A 24,238-nucleotide genomic window follows, 5' to 3' on the forward strand; every position below is an offset into this window, starting at 1 on the left:
CTTCGTGAGGCCGGGGCGCTCTATGGGCGATGCGGCCTCATGCGGTTTTGGTCGGCGGACGATCGTATGTATCGCCCATATGCGGTTTCTAAAGGGGGTCGTCGATGATCGCCTTCTCTTCGAGAACGACCTTCATGGCCCAGACGGGCACGGTCACGCCTGCATCGTCGTCTACGAAGACGAACGCCGCTTCGTAGTCGGGCTTGCGCGAGGGGTAGGTGCCCTGTCCGTCGGTGAAATAGATAAGTCCTGCCAGGTCGGTGAATTCGCCGCGTTCGAGGGCGGCATCGACGTAGGAGAACACGGGGCGGAAGTCGGTTCCGCCGAGCCCCTTGATCTCGAGGTCGTCGAGGTAGTGTTCCAGGTCGGACAACGAACCGATGTGCGTGACATCGGCGATTTCGGCATCGCATTGGATGATCAGCACATTCATATCGGCGAAAAACCCGGTTTCGTCGGACAGGATCGAATAGGTCTTCTCGATGAACTTGCGCACAAGCCCGTCTTTCGTCGATGCCGACGTATCGATCGCTACCACGAAATCGCGCACACGCTTCTCTTCGCTGTACTCGAGGGGCTCGATCAGGGGAAGGTTGCCGTAGCGCGACAGGCCGTAGCAGTAGTACACATAGTCGAATTCGTCGTCGTTGATGCGCATATGTTCGCCCATGCGCGCGAACTTGCGCAGGAACTCGCGGTAGTCCTGCTTTTCGCGTGTGACGGACCGCAGGTTCATCGACAGGTTGGACCCCTCGACGCCCCAGAGCTGCACGTAGGTATCGAGCTGCACGCCCATCTCGTAGGCGGCGTTTTTCCATTGGTCGCGCGAGCGGTCGAGGTTCACCGTGTCGGCGAAGCGCTTGCCGATCGCCTCGGCGGCGTTTTCGGGCGCTTCCTTCTGCGCGATGTCTTCTTGTTTCAGGCCGCGACGCGACGAATGGCTCTTCTCGCGCTTGTCGGCGTCCTGGGGAAGCTCCGCGTCGGTGCCGTCCTGGGCCGCTTCGGTGGCGGCGTCGGTGCGCTTCGTGTCGTTTTCTTCGACGCGGCTGCTCTCGGGGTCCTTCGATTTCTCGGCCTCTTCGGCAGCCATCACGTGCCAAGGCGCATGGTCGTCGACGAGGAACGGTTTGCGCATGGCTTCGACGCGCTCGTCATCAGTAACGGTATCAACAAGATACCTATATATAGTTTCGGCTGTAATGATATTCAGGTTAGCTTCTATCTCAGCGATAGTGGCTTGCTGGCGTGCCACGGCTTCGGTACGCGCGGCGGGGATGTCCAGTTGGGCCATGACGTGTTCGACGGCGATGTCGCAGGCGGTATCCCAGCGCAGCGCGTCGACGCGCGCGTCGGTATACAGATGGAGGAACACGTTGTGCAGCGTCATGTGCAGAAACGCATGGGCGGCGAATGCGGGCTCGGCGGCGTAGCTGCGTGCGAACGAGGCGGAATCGAAGCGGATGTAGGCGCCGTCGGTCGCAAGCGTGGCTCCCGGTACCGGCAGGGGGCGCAGGCGGGCGAAGGCGGCGTTCATGAAGCGCAGTCGTACGAGCAGCGCGTTTTTGGCGAGGTCGAGCGCCTGGACGGCAAGCGCGTCGACGGTTTCGGTTGCCATAATCGCTCCCATCGAGAGACGTTTGCGGGCTGAAAGCAGCCCGCCGCGTCCGCTTCTCGGAAGGTCGCGGGGCGTGCTTGCCCTAACTCCAGGGCGCAGTGTAGCATGGGGCGAAACGCCGGTAAACAACCGTCGCCGACAATGCGGCCAAGCCGTATTCTGCTCGGGGAAGGAGCTCCTATGACGTGCGATTTTCTGGTTTTCGAAGATGAAGAAACCGCTGTCGAAGACCTCATCGCCGCCGCGGTCGCCCGCCCGCGCCACCTGCGCGCGGACGAGGCCGACGTGCGCGATGCGGCGCGTGCCCGCGAAGGCGAGGTGTGGTCACCGCAGCTTCTTCCGTACGAGGAGTGGGTTTCGTCGGCCCGCGCCGACGGTCGCGCCCCTGCCAACGAGATGCTGCCTGCGCAGGAAATCGGCCTGATTTACTCGGGCGCGCGCAGCATGGGCATCGAACGCGAAGAACTCGATGCCGTGCTCGATCGCGCCATGGCGGGAAGCGATCTGGCGCGTCCCGAAAGCAGCGCCGTTTTGGCCCCGCGCGTATCGGGCGGCGACGCGTCCGACCTGAGCGACATCGTGGCCGTCCGTCGCGAGGACGACGGCTACGCCTTGGTGGGCTTCGACCTGAAGCGCTTGGCGAAAGCGATCGGCTCCGACCACGTTACGGCGGTGCTGCCCGCCTCGGTCGAAGGCGTTCCGATCGTGCGCGTGACCGCCGAAGCGTTCGCGCGTCGTTTCGTGCAGGGCGTCGGAGTGCGGCTGATGGTGGTGCCTGACACCGTGAAGCGGATCGACGCATCGGCGTTCTCGGCGGTTTCGGCCGGCTGCATCCATCTGGGTGCCGGGCTCGAGCACATGGGCGAGCAGCCGTGCGATCTGGCGGGCGTGTCGCCGCGCTTGGGGAGCCGCGCGTATTCCGTCGACGAGCGCAACGGGCGCTATAGCGCGCGTGATGGAAGCCTGTTCGATAACGAGGGAGCGCGCCTGGTGTTCGCTGCGCCGCCGTATGACGAGCGCATGACGGTGCCCGAGGGCGTCGAGGAGATAGGCGGCTCGGCATTCTGCGCCGGCTGCGCGCAACCCAACGTGGTGCATGCGCCCGCGTCGCTTGCGCGCGTGGCCGCCCGCGAATGGGACGATGCCGTATGGATTTTCCCCGACGAGGCCCCTGCGGTCGCGCCGCTTCATGCGCGCGGCGTGCGTTTGGCGAGCGAGCGGGTGGTCGAACACGACGAATGCTTCTACGATTTCGACGACGAGGGCGCCGTCCTGGTGGCGGGTCCTGCCGCGCCGAAGTCCATTTCGAAACGCTTTGCCGAAGCGGCGGCCGTGCGCCATGCGGGCATGGGCGATCTGGCCCCGTCCGCGGCCATCAAGGCTCCCGCGCCTCCGGTGCGCCGTGCCCTTTCCCTTCCCGCCGAAGTGCAGGGCCGCCTGCTCGTGCGTATCGGCGTGAGGGCGTTGCCGTATGCGCCCGCAACGCTTTCGCTTCCTGCGACGGTGCGTACGATCGAGCGCGACAACGCCTGCCGCGGCACCGAGCGCCTCGTTCTGCCCGAAGGGCTGCATGCGATCGGCGCGCATTGCTTCTGTTCCCGCTTGTTTTCCACGCCCGTGTCGATTCCGCGCAGCGTAACGAGCATCGGCGAGGGGTGCTTCGAGTACGCGACATGCCGTCTCGAGAGCACGGGCTCGGTCGTCCATGTGTCGGCCGACCAGCTCCTGAGCTGCTTCATCGACGCGTCCGGAAGCGGGGAAGTTCCCTTCGACTACGACGCCTATGACGAGTTGCTGTTGTCTGGCAAGAACTTGCCCGACCGTCTGGGCGCGATCATCCATCGTATCGCCGATCCGCATGTTCCGTCGACAGCGGTGCGCAATGCGCTGGTCGAACGACTGAAAGAGCGCGCATCCGAGGCGCGCATGCGCGTTGCCCGCGACGGGGAGCGCGACGAGGTGGCGGCGCTGCTGGCGGCGGGATTCATCGATGACGAATCGTTCGACGAGCAGATCGAATTGCTGCGTTCGTGCAACCGCACCGACTGCGTGCTGTATCTGATGGAGGAGCATCGCCGCAAGAGCAAGGCGAGCGGCGAACGGGCGACGTCTCGCTCGCGTTTCGCGCTGTAATGGCGAGGAAGGAGGGCTCGGCGGCGCCCTCCTTCCTTTTGAAGCCATTTTGTAAAAAATTATTTTTTGTTCGCATTCGGCATCAATGAACAGGAAGTTTTAAAAAATAATCATCACGTTTGCACGAAAATGAATCGGGCGCCGACATTGTGTTGAACATTTGGAGACGTTTTGGGGGTATCCTGTTTAGGAACGTCGCGGGGCCGTTTCCCGCGGCTATGGGTTCCCAGAAGAAAGCAGGTTGCCATGTCGAACCTCGCATCGGGCCGCACCGACCAGGTCAACGACCCAAACGGACTCTCACTTCCTCACCTTATCGCAGCGGTGATCACGGCCGTCATTGGCGGCGGCGTCTTCACGATGGCGGGCGATATGGCGGCGGCAGGAGCTAACACGGGCGCAGTGCTCATCGGCTGGCTCGTGTGCGGCATCGGCGTGTTCTGCCTGATGATGTGCTTCTACGCTTTGAACAAGTTCAAGCCTGAGCTTACCGGCGGCATTTACAGCTATGCCCGTGCCGGCTTCGGCGAATTCATGGGCTTCAACTCGGCGTACGGCTACTGGATCAGCGCCCTTCTGGCGACGGTCTCCTACACCACGCTCTTGTTCGCCAGCCTGTCGTTTTTCTTCCCCGTGTTCGGCGAGGGCAACAACCTCGTATCGGTGATCGGCGCCTCGTTGATCGTCTGGGTGTGTTGGGCGCTGGTCTGCCGCGGCGTGAAAGAGGCCGCGAGCATCAATATCATCACTACGATCGCCAAGCTCGTTCCGCTGTTCGTGGCCATCGTGGCGATCATCTTCTCGATGAATTTCGATCCCGCCATCTTCATGGAGAACTTCTGGGGCGAGCCTGACGGCCCCGCCTTGTGGGACCAGATCGTCGGCACTGTCGGCGTGAGCATCTGGATTTTCCTCGGCATCGAAGGCGCCGTGGCCATCTCCGGCCGCGCGAAGCACAGCAAAGACGTCGGTCGCGCCACCATCATCGCGTTCTGCGGCATTCTTGCCATCTACCTGATCGTATCCATTCTTTCCATGGGCGTCATGCCGCGTGCCGAGCTTGCCGCGTTGCCCAATCCGTCCATGGCCGGCGTGCTCGAAGCCGTCGTCGGTCCCTGGGGCGCCGCATTGGTGAATCTCGGCGTCGCGCTTTCGCTTTTGGGAGCCATGCTGGGCTACACCATCATCGCGTCCGAGTGCCCGCATGAAGCCGCCGAGCAGGGCGTGTTCCCGAAGATCTTCGCTAAGAAGAACAAGAACGGCGCGCCTATCGTCACCTGCACCATCACCTGCCTGATCGTCCAGGCCTTCTTGGTGATCATCCTGTTCTCCGAGCAGACCTACCAGTTCTTCTACGGCGTGTCGGTGTCCATGATCTTGATTCCGTACTTCTTCAGCACCTTCTATCTGTTCGTTTGCGCGGTGAAGAAGGACGGCTTCGCGGGCCAGAGCGCCAAGACCGTGTGGTTCTATCGAGTCATCGGATTCGTCGGCTTCTTCTACAGCCTGTTCCTGATCTATGCGGGTGGCTTGACGGGCCTTATGATCACCACGATCCTGTTCGCTCCCGGCATCCTGCTGTATCTGTACGGCCAGAAGGAACGCGGCCAGGCCATCTTGCCGAAGACCGTCGACAAGGTCGTCGCTGCTGCGATCGTGATCTTCTTCGTCGTGAGCCTCGTCATGATCTTCACCGGTCAGATCAGCGTGATTTAAACGGCCGGCGACACGGCCCCGACCCTAATTCGATAATCGTTCGAGAGAGCCCGCTCCGGCGGGTTTTCTCATGCGTGGTGTCGTCGTGACGAGACCGCCCTTGCATGAAAGCGACCCCGGCCGTTGTGATACTATGCCAACAGCTTTCATAGCGCATCGTGAATCGACCGACGGAAACGCATTATCCCTGCCCCAAGGAGCGCAATTCTTCATGGCAAGAAGCGGCAACGCCAACATCATTCCCTTCGATGACGCACGGCGCATGGCGTCGACGCGTTCTTCTCGTCCTGCCATCGTCGAGACGGCTCGTGCAGTGGGGGATGCATACGGCGATGGTTCGAGGCGCTATGCCTCCCTCGATGTCGCGGCTCCTTCGCGTCCTTTGACGGGCATGGGCGGTTACGCGTCTTCTTCGTACGGCGTTCGCGCGGCTTCGCCTGCCCTGCCGTCGTTGCCCCGTTCGTCTCGCGATATCCGCCTCGGCGGCATTCCGTCGCGTGGGGATCGCGGGTTTTCTTCGGTACCATCGGGCGATCCGTCCGACTCGTTCGACGTCGACCGTCCGCGCGCTTCGCGTCCTGCGGTCGAAGTGTACGAAGGGGCCGACGAGCGGACGTCGGGTACGCCGTCGCGCACGCAGCGCTCTTACGACAAGCGCAGGGCCAAGGCCAAACAGAAGGCAGACCGCCTGTTTTTCAAGCAATTCGGGTCCGACGATCCTGCGCCTTCGCCGCACGCATCCCGTGCGGCGGTGTACAAAGGCGAAATGGGGAAGGCCCATAAGCGTGCGTTCTCCGATTTGGAATCGGGTCGCGTCGTCTCGTCTTCGGACGCTCGTCGCTCGTCGGCGCGCAGCGCCAAGACGCCGCGCACATCCACGTCGCCGCTCGCCGTTTTTGCGGGCATCGCCGCATGCCTCGTATTCGCTTTGGTTCTGCTCTATCCCGCGGCGCAGACTTATTACCTGGAAACTCGCGAGCAATCGCGCCTGCAGGCCGAGTACGACGCCCTTTCGGCGCGCAACGAGGCCATCGAAAGCCAGCTCGAATATCTCAAGACCGACGAAGGCATCGAAGACGCCGCGCATAAAGAGCTCGGATGGGTTTACGACGGCCAGGTGGCGGGCGTCGTTCGCGGCTTGGGCGACGAGAAAGGCACCGCGCAAGACGAGCTGATCGCCCAGGTGAAAAGCGGCAGCGTTCCCGCCCCGGAAACCTGGTATTCTCCGATGCTCGACGTGTTGTTCGGCTATGTCGACCCCGCCAAAGTCATGCCCGAGAACACCGATATGTCGAACGTGAGCGATGTCGCCGCCGAGCAGCCGTCAACGGACGGCGCCGCAGCGTCGTAGGTTTCTAAGAGAGGAATTCGCCATGCGTATCGCCGCCATCGATATCGGAACGGTAACGAGCCGTCTTCTGGTTGCCGATGTGAACGCTGCGGGCGTGCAAACGGTGCTTCGCCGCAGTACGATCACCGACTTGGGCGTCGGCGTCGACGCCACGGGCCGTCTTGCCGCCGAGGCGATCGAGCGCACCGTCGATGCGGTCGGCTCGTATAAAAAGCTCATCGATGAATGCGACGCGCAAACGCCCGTCGACCGCGTGACGGCGTTGGCCACGAGCGCGAGCCGCGATGCGGAAAATGCCGATGAGTTCGTCGGTCGCCTGCATGCCGTCGGCGTCGATCTGTCGGTGATCCCGGGCAATCGCGAAGCCGAGCTGTCGTTTCTCGGCGCCTCGAATGATTTTCGCGGCGAGAACCTTTTGTTCGCCGATATCGGCGGGGGCTCCACCGAGCTCGCCCTCGGCCGCGCCGATGCTCCTGCGGGCGCTCTGGTACCTGAGGTTTCGATGCGTTCGTTCCGTTCGTTCAATGTGGGCTGCCGTCGCATGACGGAGCGTTTCTTGCATGGCGATCCGCCGAGCGATGCGGAATACGCCGAGGCTCGCGCCTGGGCGGCCGAAGAGCTCGCTCCTTTCTTCGCCGATGCGGATTTGCATGTCGACCGTCTTGTCGTCGTTGCGGGCACGCCGACGTCGGTGGTGGCCGTACGGGACGCGCTCGTGCCTTACGATTCTTCGAAGGTGCATAAGGCCCTGGTCAGCAGGCAGCAGTTCGATGACGTCAGAACACGTCTCAGCCGCATGGCGCTCGCCGACCGTATGCAGGTTCCGGGCATCCAGCCCAAACGGGCCGGGGTGTTTCCCGCTGGCGCTCTCATTCTGGATGCGGTCATGGACCTTGCGGGCGTCGAGGCTTTCACGGCAAGCGAAAGCGATATCCTGATGGGCATCGTGCTCGACGCCGCCCGCGGATCGGCCGAATAAGTTCGTTTCATGGCTTCGCGCGAGCAAAAACCGCTTTTGCTATCATGAAAACCTGTGCGCCGAGCGCATGGTCGTGCATACGGGAGCGTGGCGAAATGGCATACGCAGGAGACTTAAAATCTTCCGACTTCGGTCTTGTGGGTTCGAATCCCACCGCTCCTACCAAAGCGACCGAACGATTTGCACGGAATCGATTCGAGGGCCTTCGTCCGACGGCGAAGGTTCGATATAGGCGCGTGCAGCGCTGCTTGTTCGCGGAAGGGTCGTCTTTTCCGCGAGGAACGCAGCCTTGCACGGCGCGGGCCCGCATCCCATTCGGGGCGGGCGATGCAGGACAGACGATGGAAAGGGTTGCGAGCTATGACGGCAGCCGAATTGAGGAATGCAAGCATGGAGCAGCTTTTCGAGGCTATCGAGAACCCTCCGACGACGTTCGAGGAGTATCTCGATTCCTATGCGGGCGTGGTCGGCGAGCTGGTGAACACCTATATTCCCCGCGGCACCCATGCCGATATGGACAAGTATCTTTACGACCCTCTGTTCGTTTACAGCCAGAATGGCGGCAAGCGCCATCGTCCCTTGATTTGCTTCGCCGCGTGCCTCGCCGTGGGCGGCGATGTGCGCCTCGCGGTTTCCGCCGCATCGGCGATCGAGCATTTCCATACTGCGGCTTTGATTCATGACGATATCGCCGACGAGGCCACGTTGCGCCGCGGCGAGCCCTGCCTGCACCTGACGCAGGGCCTCGGCATCGCCATCAACGCAGGCGACCTTGCTTTGTCCCTGGTCAACGGCAGCGTTATCAAAGATCCCGCGCTGAGCGACTCCGTGAAAGTTCGCGTAGTGAGCGAGCTCATCGAGATGACTCGCCGTACGGTCGAAGGCCAGGCGCTCGACCTGGGCTGGGCGCGCGATGAGCGCTACGACATCACTCCCGAGGATTACCTGGTCATGGCGACGCATAAGACCGCCCATTACTCCGGCGCGGTTCCCTTGGCCATCGGCGCGATCATCGGCGGAGGTTCCGAGGCCGAAATCGAGGCTTTGCGCAATTACGGCCTCGACACGGGCCTGGCATTCCAAATCCAAGACGACCTGCTCAACATCGAAGGCGATGCCGACGTGGTGGGCAAGGATTACTGCAGCGATATCACCGAGGGCAAGCGCACGCTCATGGTGGTGCATGCCTTGCAGGCTTCTTCGAAGCGCGACCGGCTGATCGAAATCCTTTCCAGCAAGACGACCGATAAGGCCGTCCTCGCCGAAGCGGTCGACATCATGCGCGAATGCGGTTCGATCGAGTATGCGCGCAGCTACGCGGAAAGCCTGACGAGCGTCTCGAAGGTTCGCCTGATGGACATGCTCGAGGCAAGCCCTGCGCGTGACCTGCTGATTTCCATGGCGGATTATTTCGTGAACCGCCTGAAGTAGAAAGCGTGAGCGAACGATGATTTCTGAGACCATCCATAGGCAGGATAAGGAAGGCGAGCAGTTCGAGCTGGGCGAGCGCCTGCTGTATCTGCGCACCCCTAACTTCACCGGCAAAGACGTCGAGGAGCTGCAGACGGCCCTCGGCGCCCTCGGATTCGCATGCGGCGGCGTCAGCGGGACTTTCGGCGCCTACACCGAAGGAGCGCTGCGCAAGTTCCAGCTGAACATGGGCCTGGTTCCCGACGGCATCGCCGGCGTGAACACCTATGCGATCCTTCGCAATCTTCATAACGCCTGGATGGACAAGCCGCAGGTCGAAGAACGCGCTTACATGGGCTTCGCCCGCGCCGCCGACGTACTGGAGCACCATGCGGTCTGCCTGTTCGGCACCGAAGGGTTCACGCGCAAAGTGGCGTCGTACATGTCGAATCTCGCCATGGCCACCAATCCGCGTTCCAAGATGGTCAGTGCCGAGACGCTCCTGGTTCCGCCCGACGCCGACATGCTGCTTGCGCATATCGTGGGTCCCGACGATAAAACGGACGCATCGGTTCCGCGCGTTTTGTGCGATGACGCTTCGGCTCTTGCGAAGCGCATTTCCGCCGCCGTCGACGCTGCTCGTGCGAAGTCGGGGGAGGGGGCGCCTTTGCGCATCGCGCTCGAGCTTTCGGGCGTTGCGAAAAGCGACGCAGCCGCCGAGGAGATCGACCGTATGGCGCATCATGACGCTATTCAGCTGCTCGATGCGTTCTGCATGGCGTTTTCCTAGATAGTTTTACGACCGCGATTTTTCTTTCTCGATGTGGAAGCCTTATGATGCCCATGTGTGCGCGAACGCTTTTCGAAGCATCGCATACGGGATTTTTTGCTATGGTTACGCTTTATGCGACCTTTAGAAAAGGATCGATCTACCAGAAGGAGCTTGTATGGCTGAGCAGAAAATGCATCTGACGAGGCGCGCGTTCGTGGGAGGCGCTGCCGCTTTCGGCGCCGTTTCCCTGGCCGTGCCGAGCATTGCATTCGCCGAGCCTACGTCTGCCGACAAGCAGGCCGAGGCCGACGCCGTGCGTGTCAAGCTTGACGATATGCAGTCGAAGCTTTCCAAGGCTTCCGACGATTATTACACCGCTCTTGAAGAGCACGATACCGCTAAAACGAAGATGGACGACGCGCAGACCAAGATCGATGAGAACAACGTCCGCATCGGAGAGCTGCAGGGCCGTCTCGGGGATCGTGCTCGCAGCATGTACCGAAACGGACAGACCACGTTTCTCGACATCTTGCTCGGCTCGGCGTCGTTCGACGACTTCCTGAAGAACTGGGATTCGCTCGAAACGCTTAACGACAACGATGCGAAGCTCGTTTCCGAAACCAAGACGCTGCGCGAAGACAACGAGGCCCAGCGCGTCGAGTACGCCGCGCAGGCCGATACGGCGAAGCGCAAGATGGACGAGGCGTCGGCGATCAAGACCGAGGCCGAGGCGCTTGTCGCGCAGTATCAGGCAGAGGTCGATTCCCTCGATGCGGAAGTGGCCGCCCTGGTCAAGCAGGAACAGGAAGCCGCGGCCGAGGCCAAGGCCGCCGAAGAAGCGGCTAAGTTCCAGGCGCAGCAGCGTACCGAACAGCAGGCCGGCTCCTCTTCGGGCGGTAACTCCGGCGGTTCGTCCAATGGCGGTTCGTCCAATGGCGGCAGCAATGCTTCCGGCGGCTCCTCTTCGGGCGGCAACTCCGGCGGCGGGTCTTCCTCCGGCGGCTCCTCTTCCGGCGGCGGGTCTTCCTCCGGTGGGTCTTCGTCGGGCGGCAACTCCGGCGGTGGGTCTTCCTCCGGCGGCGGCGTTCCCAATACGGCGGCGCTCGGCGTCGCCCAGACGCAGCTCGGCGTCCCGTATGTCTGGGGCGGCTCCACGCCTGGCGTCGGCCTGGATTGCTCCGGACTGACCAGCTACTGCTACAGTGCCACCGGCTACAGCATCGGTCGTACCACGGGCGCCCAGTACGGCTCCGCACGTTATGTGATGCCTCTGAGCCAGGCGCAGCCGGGCGACGTCCTGTACACGGGCGGACACGTCGGCATCTGCGCAGCCGCAGGCGGAGGAAGCTACATCCATGCGCCGCAGCCCGGCCAGGTGGTGTGCTATTCGTCTTACCAGCAGTTCTATTGCGCTCTGCGTTGGTAGGGCCTTCGATGCTCGTGCGGCCGCGCCTTGGCGCGCCCGTTTTCATCATGCTTCCGGTTCAAGGGGCGGTCGAGGAATCTTTCTTCAAGAAGATCGAAAAAACCTCTTTGCTTTTTTAGGAAGTGTGCTAAGATAAAGCGCGCTGTTTGCGATATGTCGGGACGTGGCTCAGCTTGGTAGAGCGCTGCGTTCGGGACGCAGAGGCCGCAGGTTCAAATCCTGTCGTCCCGACCATCTTTTTTGCAAACGCAATCGAATGCCCGGTTGTTTCTACGGGCGATACCATGGAGGAAACACATGAAAATTTTCGGACTCGGCGTGCCCGAACTCCTTATCATCCTTGCTGTTGCCCTTCTCATCTTCGGACCGAAGAACCTTCCTAAGCTCGGTAGCGCGCTTGGCCGTACGGTCAAGAACCTGCGTGACGGCATGGGCGGCGGTGCGAAGAAGGAAATCGAAGACCTCGACGACGAAGAGGAAGAGGTCGAAGAAAAGTCCGTTCGCAAAAAGAAGGTTGCTTCTTCCGCGAAGAAGACCACTGCGAACACGGCCGATTCCGACGAGGAGTAACCTCGAAGAATCTTGCACTCGAACGGTATGCCTGCGGTTGTCGGCATACCGTTTTTTAGTTTCAGTCAGCAATGCGCGCCGATGGGCGCACGAATTCTAGGTTAGGTGTTGCACGATGGCGAACGAGTACATCCTTACTCCTGAAGGAAAAGAGAAGCTCGAGAAGGAGCTCCACTATCTCGAGAATGAAAAGCGTGCCGAGGTCGGCGAGCGCATCAAAGTCGCCCGCGAGTTCGGCGATATCTCCGAGAACTCCGAGTACGACGATGCCAAGAACGAACAGGGCATGGTCGAGGCCCGCATCGCCGAGATCAACCAGATCCTGTCCGAGGCCACCGTCGTCGCCGCTCCCAAGCGTTCTTCCCGCGTCAACGTCGGCAGCACCGTCGTCGTGAACATGGGCGGTCGCGAGCGCACCTTCACTATCGTGGGCGCCGCCGAGGCCGACGTCGCCTCCGGCAAGATTTCCAACGAGAGCCCCGTGGGCGCCGCGCTTCTCGGCCACAAGAAGGACGACGTCATCACTGCCACCGGCCCCACCGGTCGCGAGGTCGAGATGACCATCGTCAAGATCGAGCAGTAACAGCCCGATCGCTTTTGCATCGTAGCGAGCCAGCCGCTTTCCCGTCTTCCGCTTCGCGGCAGGCACGGGAGGACGGCTGGCTCTTGCCGTATTTGCGATAATGCGCCGCCTATCCTGAAAGCGCGGCGTTATACGTTAGAATCCCATTGATGTTCGAACGAACCGTTTTGTACTCTGTCGATAAAGGATGTCAGATGAGCGAAACCACTTCCGAAAAAGAGCAGGCCATTGTAGACGACGGCACGCTTAACGACGAGCGCGCCCGCCGCCTCGCCACCCGCGTGGCGTATATCGATGCCGGCACCAATCCGTATCCGGAGCACTCCGAAATCACCCATTACGCGGCCGATATCGAGGCGAACTACGCCGATCTGGCCGCCGGGGAGAATACCGAAGACGTCGTGAAGATCGGCGGCCGCGTCATCGCGAAGCGCGGTCAGGGCAAGATCGTCTTCGTGGTCCTGCGCGACCCCTCCGCCGATATCCAGCTGTTTTGCCGCATCAACGACACGTCCGAGTCCGATTGGGATCTGCTCGGCCGTCTCGACCTGGGCGACATCGTCAATGTCGAGGGCGTCGTAGTGCGCACCCAGCGCGGCCAGCTGTCCATCGCTCCGCGCGAAATCGTGCTGCTCTCCAAGGCGGTCCGTCCGCTGCCCGAGAAGTTCCACGGCCTGTCCGACAAAGAAACGCGCTATCGTCAGCGTTATGTCGACCTGATCGTCAACGAAGACGTCCGCGACACCTTCCGCAAGCGTTCCGCCATCCTGTCGGCTTTCCGTCGCTACATGGAAGACGACGGCTACATGGAGGTCGAGACGCCCATCCTGCAGACCATCCAGGGCGGCGCTACCGCGAAGCCGTTCATCACGCACTTCAACGCGCTCGACCAGGAATGCTATCTGCGCATCGCCACCGAGCTGCATCTGAAGCGCCTGCTGGTCGGCGGCTTCGAGCGCGTGTTCGAAATCGGCCGCATCTTCCGTAACGAGGGCATGGACCTCACGCACAACCCCGAGTTCACCACCATGGAGGCGTATCGCGCCTATTCCGACCTCGAGGGCATGAAGGAGCTGGCCGAGGGCGTCATCAAGGCGGCCGCGCGCGCCGTGGGCCTGGAGGGCGCCATCCTGTATCAGGATCAGGAAATCGACCTGTTCGGCGCATGGCCGAGCCGCCCCATGACCGAAATCGTCTCCGATGTCTTGGGCGAGACGGTCACCATGGATACGCCGGTCGAAGAGCTTGCCGCCCATGCCAAGAAGCACGGCATCGAGGTCAAGGAAGACTGGGGCCCCGGCAAGATCATCGCCGAGATCTACGACGAAATCGGCGAGGACTCCATCGTGAACCCGACCTTCGTCTGCGACTACCCGGTGGAGGTTTCTCCGCTGGCCAAGCGCAACGAAGAAGACCCGCGCCTGACGCATCGTTTCGAGCTGGTCATCGCCGGCCATGAGTACGCCAATGCGTTCTCCGAGCTCAACGACCCGGTCGACCAGGCCGAGCGCTTCGCCCGCCAGATGGAGGAGAAGGCCGAAGGCGACGACGAGGCCATGGAATACGACGAGGACTACGTGCGCGCCCTCGAGTACGGCATGCCTCCCGCGGGCGGCATCGGCATCGGCATCGACCGCGTGGTCATGCTGCTGACGAACTCTGCGAGCATCCGCGACGTGCTGCTGTTCCCGCACATGCGCCCCGAGGGCAAGAAGAAGCTCGGCGCCCGGCAGGACGGCCAGGTCGCGTCCGACGAGCAGGCCGCTGCCGGCATCTATGCCCCCAACAAGGTTCCGACGATCGACTTCTCCAAGGTGGCCGTCGAGCCGCTGTTCGCCGACGAGGTCGACTTCGAGACGTTCAGCAAGTCCGACTTCCGCGCGGTGAAGGTGAAGGAATGCATCGCCGTTCCGAAGAGCAAGAAGCTGCTGCAGTTCACGCTCGATGACGGCACCGGCGAAGACCGCACGATCCTTTCCGGCATCCATCCGTACTACGAGCCCGAAGACCTGGTGGGCAAGACGCTCGTGGCCATCACCAACCTGCCTCCGCGCAAGATGATGGGTGTCGCTTCCTGCGGCATGCTGCTTTCCGCCATCCACGAGGAAGCGGGCGAGGAGCGCCTGAACCTGCTCATGCTCGATTCCGCGATTCCCTCAGGCGCCAAGCTGTATTAGGTCGTGTCGGCTTGACAGCCGACACGATGGGTCGTCCGGCTGTGGGCGAATCGGACGGGCGTCTCGCCGTTCACTCGTCGCTTGCGTACCGAAGTACGCGGCGCTGCTCGTTCGCGGCGATTCGCTCCGTCGGCTTCGCCCTCGCCTGCGTTGCGGCGACCTGGGGGGAGCGGCGGCTGTATCCGCCGGGTCGCTGCGGCTTCCGGTCACAGCACGGCTCGCTTTCTAAGGGTCCGACTCTTTGGGTCGGGCCCTTTTCGTATGGGTCCGATGCGTGAAGCGTGTGGATGCGATGTAACGAAACGGCACCGGGGGCCTCATGTCTTGGCACTCATTTTGCATGAGTGCTAGGATTGTTCGGAAAATACAATGGAGTACTGTTTGTAAGACCGGCGCGTCCGCGCGGCACGAGCTTTTCGCGCTGCGGGGCGTCGTCACCTTTGAGAAACGGGGCCGTTTATGGCATTCGAAAAATTCACCGACAAGGCGCGCCATGTGCTCGTGCTTGCCCAGGAAGAGGCGCGTGCCTTGAGCCAGCCTCACGTGGGTAGCGAGCATTTGCTGCTCGGCCTTGCGAAAGAGCCCGAAGGCATGGCCGCCCAGGCGCTCGAGCACGTCGGCGTGACCTACGAGGGCGCCCTCGAAGCCGTTCGTGCGCTCAACGAGGCGACGAAGGCGGAAGAGCCCACGGCGCATCTGTCTTTCAGCCCGCGCGTGAAGCGCATTCTCGAGACCTCGCTGCGCGAGGCCATGCAGATGGGCCAGAGCTACATTTCCACCGAGCACCTGCTGCTCGGCATCATGCGCGAAGAAGAGGGCGGAGCGATCGACGCGCTGAAGAAGATGGGCGTGTCCACCGACAAGGTGCGCGGCGCTCTGAACGACCTCGTCGGCCAGCCCACGCCCGTGGCGGCGGGCCTGCCGTTCTTCGGCGGCGACCAGCAGCAGTCCGATACCAGCATGCTCGAAGAGTTCGGTACCGACCTCACCGCCAAGGCGCGTGACGGCAAGCTCGATCCCGTGATCGGCCGCGCCGCCGAAATCGAGCGTGTGATGCAGGTGCTTTCGCGTCGTCAGAAGAACAACCCGCTGCTCATCGGCGAGCCGGGCGTCGGCAAAACGGCCGTGGCCGAGGGTTTGGCGCAGCTGATCGTGGCCGATCAGGTCCCCGACATCATCCGCGGCAAGCGTCTGGTGACGCTCGATGTGTCCGCCCTGGTCGCGGGCTCCAAGTATCGCGGCGAATTCGAGGAGCGTCTGAAGAAGGTTGTCAAGGAGGTCGTCAAGGAAGGCGACGTCATCCTGTTCATCGATGAGATGCACACCATCATCGGCGCAGGTTCGGCCGAAGGCTCGATCGATGCGGCCGCCATCCTGAAGCCGCCCCTGTCGCGCGGCGAAATCCAGGTGATCGGCGCCACCACGGTGGAGGAGTACCGCAAGCATCTGGAAAAAGATTCCGCCCTCGCGCGCCGCTTCCAGACCATCATGGTGAACGAGCCCAACGAAGAGCAGTCCATGCGCATCCTCGACGGCCTGCGCGACCGCTACGAGGCCCATCACCACGTGCGTTTCTCCGACGAGGCCCTGCACGCTGCGGTTTCGCTGTCGAACCGCTATATCCAGGACCGCTTCCTGCCCGACAAGGCGATCGACGTGCTCGACGAGGCGGGCGCGCGCATGCGCATCCGCAATCGCGTGCTGCCGCCTGACGAGATTCGCGATATCGACGACGAGCTGCGCCGCGTGCGCACCGAGAAGGAAGAGGCCATCTCCGGTCAGGACTTCGAGCGCGCCGCCGCGCTGCGCGACCAGGAGAAAGACATCGTCGCGCGCCGCGAAGAGGCCGAGAAGAAGTTCTCCGAAGAAGCCGACCGCACGCTCTCCGAGGTCACCGAGGCCGAAATCGCCGATGTGGTAAGCATGTCCACGGGCGTGCCGGTGAGCAACCTCACCGAGGCCGAGACCGAGAAGCTTCTGCGCATGGAAGGCGTGCTGCATGAGCGCATCATCGGCCAGGAAGAAGCGGTCACGGCGCTGTCGAAGGCGATTCGCCGCAGCCGCAGCGGCTTGAAGGACCCGAAGCGTCCCGCCGGCTCGTTCATTTTCCTCGGCCCCTCGGGCGTGGGCAAGACCGAGCTTTCCAAGGCACTCGCCGAGTTCCTCTTCAACTCCGAAGACGCGCTCATCACCTTCGACATGTCCGAGTACATGGAGAAGCACAGCGTCAGCCGCCTGGTGGGTTCGCCTCCGGGCTACGTGGGCTTCGACGAAGGCGGCCAGCTCACCAAGGCGGTGCGTCAGCGCCCGTATTCGGTGGTGCTGTTCGACGAAATCGAGAAGGCGCATCCCGATGTGTTCAATATCCTGCTGCAGATTCTCGAAGAGGGTCGCCTGACCGACGCCCAGGGCCGTTCGGTGGACTTCCGCAACACGGTGATCATCATGACGTCCAACGTGGGCGCTCGCGAAATCGCCCAGAGCGCGCCGCTCGGATTCACGCCCGACTCGCAGACCGGCCTGTCGGACAAGGAAATCAAGAGCCGCGTGATGAGCGAGATGAAGAAGCTCTTCCGTCCCGAGTTCTTGAACCGCCTCGATGAGATCATCGTGTTCAAGAGCCTGACGCGCGAGCAGATCGGACAGATCGTCGAACTTATGGTGGCCGACCTGCGCGACCGCCTGATCGCCATGGACATGACCATCAACCTGACGCCGGCCGCCCGCGAACACGTGGCCGACGAAGGCACGGACACCTCCATGGGCGCCCGCCCGTTGCGTCGCGCTATCCAGCGCCTGCTCGAAGACCCGATCGCCGAGCAGATCCTGGAAGGCAAATGGCATGCGGGTTCGGTCATCGACGTGGACCTGGTGGACGGCGAGCTCGTGTTCGCGCCCGGCGAGGGAGAGATTCCCGCGCCGCGAAAGCGTGATAGTATTGCACGAGAAGCAGAATCGCTGCTTCCGCAGTTCGATCTGGGCCATGCAGGCGTCGGCGGTTCCGGCGGCGTATCGAGCGGCGGAGCAGCCGACTAGTCAACCAAAGCAATACGGGCTCGGGCCCGTGCGCGGGGCGTCTGTCTGCAGGGCGCCCCGCGTGTTTTCACGGAAGGGGAATCATGGGCGATTTCAACGATAGCAAGGCATATCCCGAAGACCCGGTCTTTCTGCCTTCCGTTCTGGTCGACATCGCGTCGGCCATGACGCTCGGCGGCGATGCATCCGAGGCTTCCGCCTCGCGCTATGCCGGCACGGTGGGCAAAAGCCCCAAGACGGCGGCTATCATCCTGGCCGGCGGCTCGGGCGAGCGCTTCGGCCATGAGGGCGGCAAGCAGCTCGTCGAGATTGCAGGCCGTCCCATTTTGGCCTGGTCGGTGGCGGCATTCGACGCCGTCGAGGACATCGGGTTGATCGTGGTAGTGTGTCCTTCGGATCGCGCCGACGAATACCGGGAGCGTGCGATCGACCCGTTCTCGTTCGTCACGCCGCTCGTTCTTGCCCCTTCGGGCGGTTCGCGCCAGGAGAGCGCATTCTCGGGCCTCGAGCTGGTGCCTGAGGAATACGAGTACGTCATCCTGCACGACGGCGCCCGTCCGCTCGTGTCTCCCGACCTGATCTCTCATACTATCAATACCCTGAAAGGCATGGTCGATGCCGACGGCGCCATCGTGGCTACGCCCGCCGTCGATACCTTGAAGGTGGTCGAAGGCGGGTGCATCGTGGGAACGCCCGATCGCCGCGTGTTCTGGAACGCGCAGACGCCGCAGGTGTTCCGCAGCGGCGTGTATCGCCGCGCCCACGCCTCCGCGTTGCGAGACGGATTCGTGGGCACCGACGACTCGTCGTTGATCGAGCGTCTGGGCGGCAAGGTCCTCGTGGTGGAAGGCAAGCGCGACAACATCAAGCTCACCGTTCCTGAAGACTACAGGATGCTTTCGGCCGCCGTCGATTCGGCCGGCCTCGCTATCGGCAAGTAGGCTTCCGCCTTCTAAGAGAGGACCATCGTGACGAACGTTTCCCAAACGCGTATCGGCCTGGGCTTCGACGTCCATGCGTTCGCGCCCGACCGCAAGCTCATTCTGGGCGGCGTCGATATTCCGCATCATCAGGGTCTCTTGGGCCATTCCGACGCCGACGTGCTGGCGCATGCCATTTCCGACGCGCTGCTCGGCGCGGCGCGTGCGGGCGATATCGGCAAGCTGTTCCCCGATACCGACCCCGCGTATGCGGGCGCCGATTCGCTCGTGCTGCTGTCCAAGGTGGCCGAGCATGTGCGCTCGCTCGGCTTCGAAATCGTCGACGTGGACAGCGTCATCTCGGCCCAGGCGCCCAAGCTTTCTCCGCATCGCGACGCGATGCGCGAGAATCTGGCCCGCGCCATGGGGGTTCCTCTCGATTCGGTGGGCGTGAAGGCCACCACGACCGAGCATCTTGGATTCGAAGGCCGCGAAGAAGGTATTTCGGCGCAAGCCGTCGCTTTGCTGCAGCGATGTTAGATTTTCCGGATGGTCGGGCGCATATCCCATGCTCAAACAGTTCCGCATAAGTCTAAAGCCGCTTGATGCGGCTTTAGACTTATGCGGAACTGCGCGTAGGATACGCACCTGATCCGTTGCAAGCTTTCGGGCGCTGTAGCAAGGCGCATCTCGGCCCTGCGGGGTCGGGGCGTTGCAAGCGGCGTTCGCTCCTTCGCGTGCCTTTGCGATGAAGGTCGGCTTGCCGAGTCTTCGATCGTCTTGCATCGAGGCGAACTTGCTACAATGTGCGGGTGTTTACGTTGGTTGGGCGCAGGTGTGGAATGCATTGGCTGCCCGAATGCGTTTATTGAGGGCCATGTGGATTCTGGACGCGACGGGCATGTGTCACGCGCAGTTCCGCACGAGCCGCTCGGCATGGTTATGCCGAGCGTGCGAGCTCAGGACTGCTTGAGCATGACGCATGCTCGTCACGTTATTTCCGGGAGGAATTATGATTCGTATCTATAACAGCCAGGTGCGCGAGAAGCGCGAGTTCGTGCCGATCGAAGAGGGCAAGGTCCGTATGTATGTGTGCGGCCCTACGGTGTATGACCAGATTCACATCGGCAACGCTCGCACCTTCCTTTCGTTCGACGTCATTCGCCGTTGGCTCATCGCGAGCGGCTACGAGGTCACGTTCGCCCAGAATCTGACCGACGTCGATGACAAGATCATCAACCGCGCCAACGAGCAGGGCCGCACGTCCGAGGAAGTGGCGGCCGAGTTCTCTGACGCGTTTATCGAGCAGATGCGCCGCTTCAATGTGATGGACCCCGATATCCGCCCGCGTGCGACGAAGGAAATCGGCCCCATGATCGCCATGATCAAGAGCCTGATCGAACAGGGCCACGCCTACGCCGTCGATAACGGCGACGTGTACTTCGCGGTGCGCAGCGACGAGAACTACGGCGAGGTTTCCGGTCGCAAGATCGACGACCTCATGGTGGGCGCCCGCATCGAGGAGAACGAAGACAAGCGCGACCCGCTCGACTTCGCGCTGTGGAAGGCCGCCAAGCCCGGCGAGCCGAGCTGGCCGTCCCCGTGGGGCGAGGGTCGTCCCGGCTGGCATACCGAATGCGCGGCCATGGTCCATCGCTACTTGGGCACCCCGATCGACATTCACGGCGGCGGCGGCGACCTGGCGTTTCCGCATCATGAGAACGAATGCGCACAGGCCACGTGCTGCTGGCACGTCCCCTTCGTCAACACGTGGATGCATACGGGCATGCTGCGCGTCGACGGCGAGAAGATGAGCAAGTCGCTCGGCAATTTCTACACGCTCAAAGAAGTGCTCGACGAGCATTCCGCACCTGCGCTGCGCCTGCTCATGCTGCAGACGCATTATCGTTCGCCGCTCGATTTCTCTTACGAGCGTCTCGAGGGCGCCGAGAATTCGCTGGCCCGCATCGCCACAGCCGTGGAGAACCTGCGTTGGGCCGCGAATCACGTCGAGGAAGGCGCCGTAGTCGACGCCGACGCCGCGCAAAAGCTCATCGCCTCTACCGAGGCCGCATCGGCCGAGTTCGAGGCGCAGATGAACGACGATTTCAACACGGCCGGCGCCCTGGCCGCCTACTTCAATCTGGTCACCGAGGCCAATACCTACCTCGAACAGGCGGCGGGCGCCGTCGACGAGGAGGCTGCCGTGGTGTGCGCCGCTTCCATCATGGGCGCGTTCGCCATTCTGGGCATCGAGGTTCCCCTTCGAAGGGAGCTCGACCTTCCCGCCGAACTGACGGGCCTTGCCGCCGAGTTGGTCGGATTCGAGGGCGACGACATCGCAGCCGCCGCCGAGGCGCTGCTTTCCGCCCGCGCCGAAGCCCGTGCCGCGAAGGATTGGGCCAAGGCCGACGCCATCCGCGATCGCCTGAATGATCTGGGCCTGGTGGTCGAGGATACCAACGCAGGCGCCCGCATCAAGCGCGCGTAGCGTTTCCGCTCGGTAAGCCGTGCAGCGGTGGCTGGGCGGTAGCCGGGAGGCCGTGGCCGAGATTTGCGGTCGTGGCCGGGTGGTTGTGGCCGAGAGGTTGCGGTCGGTCGCGTGCTCGTGACTGCGTAGCCGCTGCCAGTCAACTGCGGCAGGAGGATTACAATCGCTGTCGGTCGCACGGCATCGCGCGCGGTGTTTCGACAGAGGTTTTCTTGGGAGGGCTCGTTTTCGGGCCCTCTCCTCGTACGTTGTCGGAATCGGCTTTGTGTACTATGCTGCCTCTGTCGATGGCCGGGTTGAAGTGCGTCCGGCTCCTGTTTGCGGGGTTTCTTTGTTCAGCGATCTTGTGGTGGCATATCTTTTCTTCGGCGGCGCGGGCGCGGGGGTGCTTTCCCTCGTGTCGTTTCTTGACGTGTTTGCGAAAGGCCATGTTCTTGCGGGTCACGCAGGCTTGCCGAGTGCTGCGAATGCGCGCGATTCGCTGCGCCGCGTTAAGGCGTTTTCCCTCCTTGCGGGGGAGGGCCTTGTCGCTTTCGGCGTGGCCTGCCTCGTGTTCGACCTGGGGCGCATCGACCGCTTGGCCTTGCTGTTCTTCACCCCTTCGGCATCGTTTATCACGTTCGGGGTTTTCTCGTTGGCCGTCTTACTCGCGTCGGGTGCGCTGCTGTGCTTCGCGGCGTTTTTCGACGGTATGGCATGGCCTCGGAAAGCCATCCGTCTTCTTGAAACGGTCACGATGGTCGCGGCGTTGTTCGTCATGGTCTACACGGGCGCGCTGCTTGTGAGCGTCGGCCCCGCGATCGAGTTGTGGCATTCCTGGTGGATACTTGCGCTGTTTCTCTTCTCGTCGGCATCGTGCGGATGCGCCGTCATCCTTGTGGTTGCCACCGTGGTCGGCGAATCGGCGTTCGTGCGGCCCTTCGTGCGCAGGCTGCTTCTCATCGACCTGGGCGCCATCGCGTGCGAGACGCTTTTCGCGGGTCTTTTCATCGTCGATGCTCTTGCGGGAAAAGACGGGCCGTGGTGGCAGCTGTGTGCGTCTCTGTTCGCGGATGGGAGCGTCTGTGCTGCCTGGTGGGCGGGATTTGTCGTGTGCGGGCTGGCGATTCCCTTTGCATGCGAGGTCTTTGCGTCGCGATTCCCCTCGCTTCGGTTCGAAGGTTCTCTTGCCTGTGTTTTCGTGGGGGTTTTGATTTTGCTCGGCGGATGGTGCCTGAGATGGTCCATCGTGGAAGCCGCCCAATGGCAGGATATGCAGCTTGCGTATCCGCAGGAAGATGCGCGTGGAAACGCGTCGGCGTTTGGTTCGGATTCGATTGGAATGACAGAAGATGGCGCTTTTCGAGGTCAATGAGAAGAGCAGCCTTCCCGTATGGCTGCAGCTGAAAAATCGTTTCATATACTTGATTACTTCTGGATACTATAAAACGGACGACCAGCTTCCCACGGTGCGAGGCCTGGCGGCCGAGGTGGGCGTGAACTACAACACGGTCAGCAAGGTGTACGGCAGCCTCGAAGAGGACGGCTATATCGTGTCGAAGCGCCGGCAAGGGGCCTTCGTCGCCGATGTGAGCGAACGCTGCGACGTGTCCGTTTCTGCGGTGTCCGAAGGGTTGGCGCGCGAATACCTCAAGCGCTGCCTCGAGGTGGGCATGACGCTTGACGACGCCGAGCGGCAGATTCTGAAAACCATCAAGGAGCAACGGGACGCGCAAGCAGGCGGTGAACCTGCCAAGGGAGGCGTGCGGTTCGTCCGCTTCGACGACGCAGACTGCGGCCATGCGTCGCGTGGCGCGTGATCGCTCGAACGAATGGCAATGCCGTATTGAACATGCCGATCAGGCGGGGATAGGGGAGACGATGGGCAAAAAAGCTCGCAAGCAGAAGGAATCAAGGCAGAAGGGCGCTTGCGGCCCCCTTCGTTTCGACGGCACGCCGTCCATGCCGCAGATCGAACGCAGGAGAACCACCCGCAATGGCGCAACGGTGTTTTCCATCGCGGTTTTCGCGCTCGCCTTCGCGATCGTGGCGTCGGCATGGGCGCTGGTGGCGGGGCGCATCGGCCTGGCGGCGCTGCTCGTTGCGTGCTTCGTGGGCCTTCTCGCGTCTAATTCCATCCATATCGTTTTGGAATGGGAGAAGGCCGTGGTCATGCGCTTCGGCCGGTTCAACAGGGTTGCGGGGCCGGGCATCGTGTTCACCATTCCCATCGTCGAGTTCTATACGGTGCGCATCGACCAGCGCGTGGCGTCGGTGTATTTCGGCGCCGAGGAAACGCTCACGAAAGACCTGGTGCCGGTGAATGTCGACGCGGTCCTGTTCTGGATGGTCTTCGACCCCGAGAAGGCGGCCGTGGAGGTGGAGGACTACGTGACGGCGGTTTCGTGGGTGGCCCAGACCTCGATGAGGGAGGCCATCGGCCGCATTTCCGTCGCGGAGCTGGCAACGCGGCGCGAGCAGCTCGACGACGAGTTGAAAGACCGCATCGAACAGAAGCTTTCCCCTTGGGGCATCGACATCATCGACGTGGAGGTGCGCGACATCGTCATTCCGAAGGAGCTGCAAAAGGCCATGGCCGCCGAGGCCGTTGCCGAGCGCAAACGCAATGCACGCATCGTGCTGGCCGAGGCCGAGCAGGATATATCCGCCATGCTCGCCGACGCCTCCGAAAGCTACGACGCCAACGACGTTGCGATGCGCCTGCGTACCATGCATCTTGCGTGCGAGGGCATGGAGGAATCGGGCGGCACGCTCGTGCTTCCGAGCAGTTTTGCCGACGGATTCGTGGGCGACGGCGCGAAGAAATAGGATAAGACGCGTTTCTTCAGGCGTTTTTTCGTCGATCATACTCAAAATAGAATAATCATTGTCATATATTGCCCTATTCAATCCTTGAATATCCCCTGTATGTATGACAACCTATGACAAAAGAATCAGCTGGTTCTTGTCAAGGACGCAAGCGCCGCTTGCGTGAGGGAGGACGTCCGCAGGGGAAAGGTCGTCGCGATGCGCAACGCAACGCCTTTGAAGCGGACGGTTCGAATCTTTTGTTAGGGGGA

The 24,238-nt window shown here is 62.3% G+C and carries 18 protein-coding genes and 2 tRNA genes; 19 read left to right on the forward strand and 1 reads right to left on the reverse strand.

The genetic code is table 11. The annotated features are described in order from the left end of the window. Window positions 1-88: 88 nt before the first annotated feature. A complete protein-coding gene (locus Q6E04_RS01830) occupies window positions 89-1,615 on the reverse strand; it encodes a VWA-like domain-containing protein (RefSeq protein ID WP_303249125.1) in 1,527 nt (508 codons plus the stop codon). 180 nt (window positions 1,616-1,795) lie between these two features. Between Q6E04_RS01830 and Q6E04_RS01835 the strand changes: the two genes are divergently transcribed. The 19 genes from Q6E04_RS01835 (at window position 1,796) to Q6E04_RS01925 (ending at window position 23,987) form a co-directional block, all read left to right on the forward strand. Beyond that, on the forward strand, window positions 1,796-3,748 hold the full coding sequence (locus Q6E04_RS01835; RefSeq protein ID WP_303249126.1) for a leucine-rich repeat protein: 1,953 nt from the start codon (window positions 1,796-1,798) through the stop codon (window positions 3,746-3,748). 246 nt (window positions 3,749-3,994) lie between these two features. Continuing rightward, window positions 3,995-5,464: a basic amino acid/polyamine antiporter gene (locus tag Q6E04_RS01840; protein WP_303249127.1), complete on the forward strand. Its 1,470-nt coding sequence runs from the start codon at window positions 3,995-3,997 to the stop codon at window positions 5,462-5,464. A gap of 211 nt (window positions 5,465-5,675) precedes the next feature. Then, the gene (locus Q6E04_RS01845; protein ID WP_303249128.1) at window positions 5,676-6,815 is read left to right on the forward strand and encodes a septum formation initiator family protein; all 1,140 of its coding nucleotides are present in this window, start codon (window positions 5,676-5,678) and stop codon (window positions 6,813-6,815) included. 22 nt (window positions 6,816-6,837) lie between these two features. Further along, the gene (locus Q6E04_RS01850) at window positions 6,838-7,794 is read left to right on the forward strand and encodes a Ppx/GppA family phosphatase (RefSeq protein ID WP_303249129.1); all 957 of its coding nucleotides are present in this window, start codon (window positions 6,838-6,840) and stop codon (window positions 7,792-7,794) included. An 81-nt stretch (window positions 7,795-7,875) separates the two neighbouring features. Continuing rightward, a tRNA-Leu gene (locus Q6E04_RS01855) sits at window positions 7,876-7,959 on the forward strand. Between the two features lie 225 nt (window positions 7,960-8,184). Beyond that, complete coding sequence (locus tag Q6E04_RS01860) at window positions 8,185-9,225, forward strand: polyprenyl synthetase family protein (RefSeq protein WP_303249130.1); 1,041 nt, start codon at window positions 8,185-8,187, stop codon at window positions 9,223-9,225. A 16-nt stretch (window positions 9,226-9,241) separates the two neighbouring features. Continuing rightward, complete coding sequence (locus Q6E04_RS01865) at window positions 9,242-9,994, forward strand: peptidoglycan-binding protein (RefSeq protein ID WP_303249131.1); 753 nt, start codon at window positions 9,242-9,244, stop codon at window positions 9,992-9,994. 157 nt (window positions 9,995-10,151) lie between these two features. Next, window positions 10,152-11,402 (forward strand): C40 family peptidase, encoded by a 1,251-nt coding sequence (locus tag Q6E04_RS01870; protein ID WP_303249132.1) that lies wholly within the window; start codon window positions 10,152-10,154, stop codon window positions 11,400-11,402. Window positions 11,403-11,559: 157 nt separating this feature from the next. Then, window positions 11,560-11,636: transfer RNA gene (locus Q6E04_RS01875), tRNA-Pro, on the forward strand. A gap of 63 nt (window positions 11,637-11,699) precedes the next feature. After that, window positions 11,700-11,972 (forward strand): twin-arginine translocase TatA/TatE family subunit, encoded by a 273-nt coding sequence (tatA, locus tag Q6E04_RS01880; RefSeq protein ID WP_303249133.1) that lies wholly within the window; start codon window positions 11,700-11,702, stop codon window positions 11,970-11,972. A gap of 115 nt (window positions 11,973-12,087) precedes the next feature. Then, window positions 12,088-12,555: a transcription elongation factor GreA gene (gene greA, locus Q6E04_RS01885; protein ID WP_303249134.1), complete on the forward strand. Its 468-nt coding sequence runs from the start codon at window positions 12,088-12,090 to the stop codon at window positions 12,553-12,555. Window positions 12,556-12,749: 194 nt separating this feature from the next. Then, complete coding sequence (gene lysS / locus Q6E04_RS01890) at window positions 12,750-14,732, forward strand: lysine--tRNA ligase (protein WP_303249135.1); 1,983 nt, start codon at window positions 12,750-12,752, stop codon at window positions 14,730-14,732. Window positions 14,733-15,191: 459 nt separating this feature from the next. Beyond that, a complete protein-coding gene (locus Q6E04_RS01895) occupies window positions 15,192-17,768 on the forward strand; it encodes an ATP-dependent Clp protease ATP-binding subunit (RefSeq protein WP_303249136.1) in 2,577 nt (858 codons plus the stop codon). Between the two features lie 83 nt (window positions 17,769-17,851). Further along, entirely contained in the window at window positions 17,852-18,709 is an 858-nt protein-coding gene (gene ispD, locus Q6E04_RS01900; protein WP_303249137.1) for a 2-C-methyl-D-erythritol 4-phosphate cytidylyltransferase, read from the forward strand. A 27-nt stretch (window positions 18,710-18,736) separates the two neighbouring features. Beyond that, complete coding sequence (ispF, locus tag Q6E04_RS01905; RefSeq protein ID WP_303249138.1) at window positions 18,737-19,228, forward strand: 2-C-methyl-D-erythritol 2,4-cyclodiphosphate synthase; 492 nt, start codon at window positions 18,737-18,739, stop codon at window positions 19,226-19,228. Window positions 19,229-19,700: 472 nt separating this feature from the next. Continuing rightward, window positions 19,701-21,179 (forward strand): cysteine--tRNA ligase, encoded by a 1,479-nt coding sequence (gene cysS / locus Q6E04_RS01910; RefSeq protein WP_303249139.1) that lies wholly within the window; start codon window positions 19,701-19,703, stop codon window positions 21,177-21,179. A gap of 331 nt (window positions 21,180-21,510) precedes the next feature. Further along, entirely contained in the window at window positions 21,511-22,533 is a 1,023-nt protein-coding gene (nrfD, locus tag Q6E04_RS01915; protein ID WP_303249140.1) for an NrfD/PsrC family molybdoenzyme membrane anchor subunit, read from the forward strand. Beyond that, window positions 22,511-22,978 carry a GntR family transcriptional regulator gene (locus Q6E04_RS01920; protein ID WP_123198218.1) on the forward strand — a complete coding sequence of 156 codons (468 nt, stop codon included), beginning with the start codon at window positions 22,511-22,513 and terminating at the stop codon, window positions 22,976-22,978. The genes nrfD and Q6E04_RS01920 overlap by 23 nt, the downstream gene beginning before the upstream one ends. A gap of 61 nt (window positions 22,979-23,039) precedes the next feature. Next, window positions 23,040-23,987, forward strand: coding sequence for a slipin family protein (locus Q6E04_RS01925; protein ID WP_123198217.1), 948 nt, complete (start codon window positions 23,040-23,042; stop codon window positions 23,985-23,987). Window positions 23,988-24,238: the final 251 nt, after the last annotated feature.

The organism is uncultured Slackia sp. (assembly GCF_959608125.1).
GTDB lineage: Bacteria > Actinomycetota > Coriobacteriia > Coriobacteriales > Eggerthellaceae > Slackia.